Source organism: Pseudomonas sp. EGD-AK9 (assembly GCF_000465935.2).
GTDB lineage: Bacteria > Pseudomonadota > Gammaproteobacteria > Pseudomonadales > Pseudomonadaceae > Aquipseudomonas.
This window is the reverse complement of sequence record NZ_AVOF01000286.1, coordinates 1-4096: the sequence shown is the minus strand read 5'-3', so window position 1 is coordinate 4096 and position 4096 is coordinate 1. Positions and strand designations below refer to the sequence as shown.

Genomic DNA, 4096 nt, shown 5'->3' with positions numbered 1-4096 from the left:
GCCGAGAATCACGATGGCATCGGCGCGCTGCGCCAACGCCGGCCACTGCACCGCGCTCAGCGCCGGTTCGCGCTCCAGCTGGCGTGCGCCCCACTCGACCACGAGCGGCAGGCTCATCAGCCACAGGCCGCCCACGCCCGCCACGAAGCAGGCGCCAGCCAGCCGCGGAAAGCGCCGGCGCCACCACCAGGCGAGCACGATGAGCAGCAGCAGCACGCCGGGCGGCATCAGCAGTTGTTTGAGGATGTAACGAATCGGCATGGGCACCTCCAGGGTGCCCAAGCCTAGCGAGGATTGCCGCTGCGAAACAGCTTAGAGCCACAGGACTGACAGGCCTGGGCATCCTGACCGCGCTGCCAGCTCACCGGCGTGCCGCACAGCGCACAACACAGCGCCTGACGCCGCTTGAGCAGCGGCTTGGCTTTGCCCGTCGGACGGGCGCCGGCGGCCTTGCCGACGCGCAGCGGCTGACGCTGGATCAGCGCCAACTCCTCGGCGGCGGCATGCCAGCCGCGCAGCCAGTGCAGGTCGCGATTGAGGTAGGCGCGGATCAGTTCCAGCTCGGCAGGGCTCAGGCCGTCCAACTCCAGCTCGCGCAGCGGCTCGGCGTGCAGACGGCTGGCGGTCTCGGCTTCTTCGAGCGCCAGGGCGAGGCGTTGCAACAGCCGCTCGTACAGGCCGCCGCCCCGCTCCACTTGCCGCAGTTCGCCCATCCAACACCTCGCGAGGCCCGACACCCGCGGCCCATAAGCAAAGCTTAGCGAAGGCCCCGCAAGCAGCCGGACGCCGCGACAAACGGCGCGCGCCGAACAATCTGGGTTTCCCTCGGCAGACGGCGCTCATGTATGCTACGGCGTTTTCCGCAAGCCCCCTTTGCCAGCGCCAGAGCCATGCACGAACAGTACTCGCCCCGTGAAATCGAAGCCGCCGCGCAGTCCCATTGGGACGCGCAGAAATCCTTTGTCGTGAGCGAACAGCCGGGCAAGGACACCTTCTACTGCCTGTCGATGTTCCCCTACCCCAGCGGCAAGCTGCACATGGGCCACGTGCGCAACTACACCATCGGCGACGTGATCGCCCGCTACCAGCGCATGCAGGGCAAGAACGTGCTGCAGCCGATGGGCTGGGACGCCTTCGGCATGCCGGCGGAAAACGCCGCGATGAAGAACCAGGTGGCGCCGGCGAAGTGGACCTACGAGAACATCGCCTACATGAAGGCCCAGCTGAAATCGCTGGGCCTGGCCATCGACTGGACCCGCGAAGTCACCACCTGCAAGCCGGATTACTACCGCTGGGAGCAGTGGCTGTTCACCCGCCTGTTCGAGAAGGGCGTGATCTACCGCAAGAACGGCACGGTGAACTGGGACCCGGTGGACCAGACCGTGCTGGCCAACGAGCAGGTGATCGACGGCCGCGGCTGGCGCTCGGGCGCGCTGATCGAGAAGCGCGAAATCCCGATGTACTACTTCAAGATCACCGCCTACGCCGAAGAGCTGCTGAGCAGCCTGGACGAACTGGATGGCTGGCCCGAGCAGGTCAAGACCATGCAGCGCAACTGGATCGGCAAGAGCTTCGGTGCCGACATCGTCTTCGACTACGACGTCGCCAGCATCGGCAGCGAGGGTCAGCTCAAGGTCTACTCGACCCGTCCGGACACCCTGATGGGCGCCACCTACGTCGCCGTGGCCGCCGAGCACCCGCTGGCGCAGCGCGCCGCTGAATCCAACCCAGCGATTGCCGCCTTTATCGCCGAGTGCAAGGCCGGCTCCGTGGCCGAGGCCGACATGGCCACCATGGAGAAGAAGGGCCTGGCCACCGGCCAGTTCGTCATCCATCCGCTCACCCAGCAAAAGCTGCCGGTGTTCGTCGCCAACTACGTGCTGTGGGGCTACGGCGAAGGCGCGGTGATGGCCGTGCCGGCGCACGACGAGCGCGACTTCGAGTTCGCCCACAAATACGACTTGCCGATCCAGCAGGTCTACGCCGCCGCGGACAAGGACTACGACAGCGCCGAGTGGCAGGCCTGGTACACCGACAAGGACGGCCTGACCACCGTCAATTCCGGCAAGTACGACGGCAAGGACTTCACCGCCGCCTTCGACGCCATCGTCGCCGACCTCGAAGCGACCGGCCACGGCGCGCGCAAGACCCAGTTCCGCCTGCGCGACTGGGGCATCAGCCGCCAGCGTTACTGGGGCTGCCCGATCCCGATCATCCACTGCGACGCCTGCGGCGACGTGCCGGTGCCGGAAGACCAGCTGCCGGTGGTGCTGCCCGAAGACGTGGTGCCGGACGGCGCCGGCAGCCCGCTGGCCAAGATGCCCGAGTTCTACCAGTGCAGCTGCCCGAAATGCGGCGCGCCGGCCAAGCGCGAAACCGACACCATGGACACCTTCGTGGAAAGCTCCTGGTACTACGCGCGCTACGCCTCGCCGAGCTACACCCAGGGCATGGTCGACCCGGCCGCGGCCAACCACTGGCTGCCGGTGGACCAGTATATCGGCGGCATCGAGCACGCCATCCTGCACCTGCTCTATGCGCGCTTCTTCCACAAGCTGATGCGCGACGAAGGCCTGGTGTCGTCCAACGAACCGTTCAAGAACCTGCTGACCCAGGGCATGGTGGTCGCCGAGACCTACTACCGCACCCTGGAAAACGGCGGCAAGGACTGGTTCAACCCGGCCGACGTGGAAGTCGAACGCGATGCCAAGGCCAAGGTCATAGGTGCCCGCCTCAAGTCCGACGGTTTGCCGGTGGAAATCGGCGGCACCGAGAAGATGTCCAAGTCGAAGAACAACGGCGTCGACCCGCAGGCGATGATCGACGCCTACGGCGCCGACACCTGCCGCCTGTTCATGATGTTCGCCTCGCCGCCCGACATGAGCTGCGAATGGTCCGACTCCGGCATCGAGGGCGCCAACCGCTTCCTGCGCCGCGTCTGGCGCCTGGCTCACAGCCATGTCGCTGCCGGCCTGCCGGGCCAGGTGGAGGTCGCCACTCTCACCGACGAGCAGAAGGCCGTGCGCCGCGCCATCCACCTGGCGATCAAGCAGGCCAGCAACGATATCGGCCAGCACCACAAGTTCAACACCGCCGTCGCCCAGGTGATGACCCTGATGAACGTGCTGGAAAAAGCCGCCACCGCGAGCGAACAGGATCGCGCGCTGCTGCACGAAGGCCTGGAGACCGTCGTCCTGCTGCTGGCACCGATCACTCCGCACATCAGCCACGAGCTGTGGCAGCGCCTGGGTCATGCCGATGCGGTGATCGACGCGCAGTGGCCGCAGGTCGATGAGTCCGCCCTGGTGCAGGACAGCCTGACCCTGGTGGTGCAGGTCAACGGCAAGCTGCGCGGCGAGATCATCGTTGCGGCCGACGCCAGCCGCGAGGAAGTCGAGGCCGCCGCCCGCAGCAACGACAACGTCCTGCGTTTCACCGAAGGCCTGGCGATTCGCAAGGTCATAGTCGTGCCGGGCAAGCTGGTCAACATAGTCGCCAACTGATTAAGCTCGGCGCCATTGCCGCACGGCGCCGGGAACCGCCAAGGGGATTTGATAATGATGAAACGGAATCTGCTGATCGTCGGCCTGGCCGCCCTGCTCAGCGCGTGCGGCTTCCAGCTGCGTGGCACCGGCGACGTACAGTTCGCCCTCAAGGAACTCAACGTCACCGCGCGCAACGCCTACGGCGAAACCGTGCAGCAACTGCGCGACGTACTCGAGAGCAACGACGTCAAGGTCTACGCCGGCGCGCCCTACACCCTGGTGCTGAGCAACGAGAGCGAGAACCGTCGCAGCGCCAGCTACACCAGCGGCGCCCGTACCGCCGAGTACGAGCTGGTCATGGCCCTGGAGTACCAGATCCGCGGCGCGCAGAACCTGCTGCTGACCAGCAACCGCGTCGAGGTGCAGAACTACTACCAGCAGGACGACAACAACCTGACCGGTTCGGACCAGGAGGCCGCCCAGCTGCGCAACGAGCTGCGCCGCGAGCTGATCCAGCAACTGGCGCAGAACCTGCAACAGATCACCCCGGCCCAGCTCGATCAGCTGCAGCAGACCGCCGAGGCGCGCGCCAAGGCCGAAGCCGAAGCGCT

Annotated in this window: 3 protein-coding genes and 1 pseudogene; 2 read left to right on the top strand and 2 right to left on the bottom strand. The window is 66.4% G+C overall.

The window, feature by feature from the left end; all coding sequences use genetic code 11:
* Positions 1 to 261, bottom strand: a pseudogene (locus N878_RS14050) (YdcF family protein); the annotation flags it as partial.
* 23 nt (positions 262 to 284) lie between these two features.
* The gene (locus tag N878_RS14045) at positions 285 to 713 is read right to left on the bottom strand and encodes a hypothetical protein (protein WP_021444276.1); all 429 of its coding nucleotides are present in this window, start codon (positions 711 to 713) and stop codon (positions 285 to 287) included.
* Positions 714 to 890: 177 nt separating this feature from the next.
* On the opposite strand from N878_RS14045, the gene leuS reads away from it, so the two are divergent.
* Both leuS and lptE read left to right on the top strand, forming a co-directional pair.
* A complete protein-coding gene (gene leuS / locus N878_RS14040; RefSeq protein ID WP_021444275.1) occupies positions 891 to 3503 on the top strand; it encodes a leucine--tRNA ligase in 2613 nt (870 codons plus the stop codon).
* Between the two features lie 54 nt (positions 3504 to 3557).
* A partial coding sequence (gene lptE, locus N878_RS14035; RefSeq protein ID WP_021444274.1) for an LPS assembly lipoprotein LptE occupies positions 3558 to 4096 on the top strand: 539 nt, incomplete at its 3' end.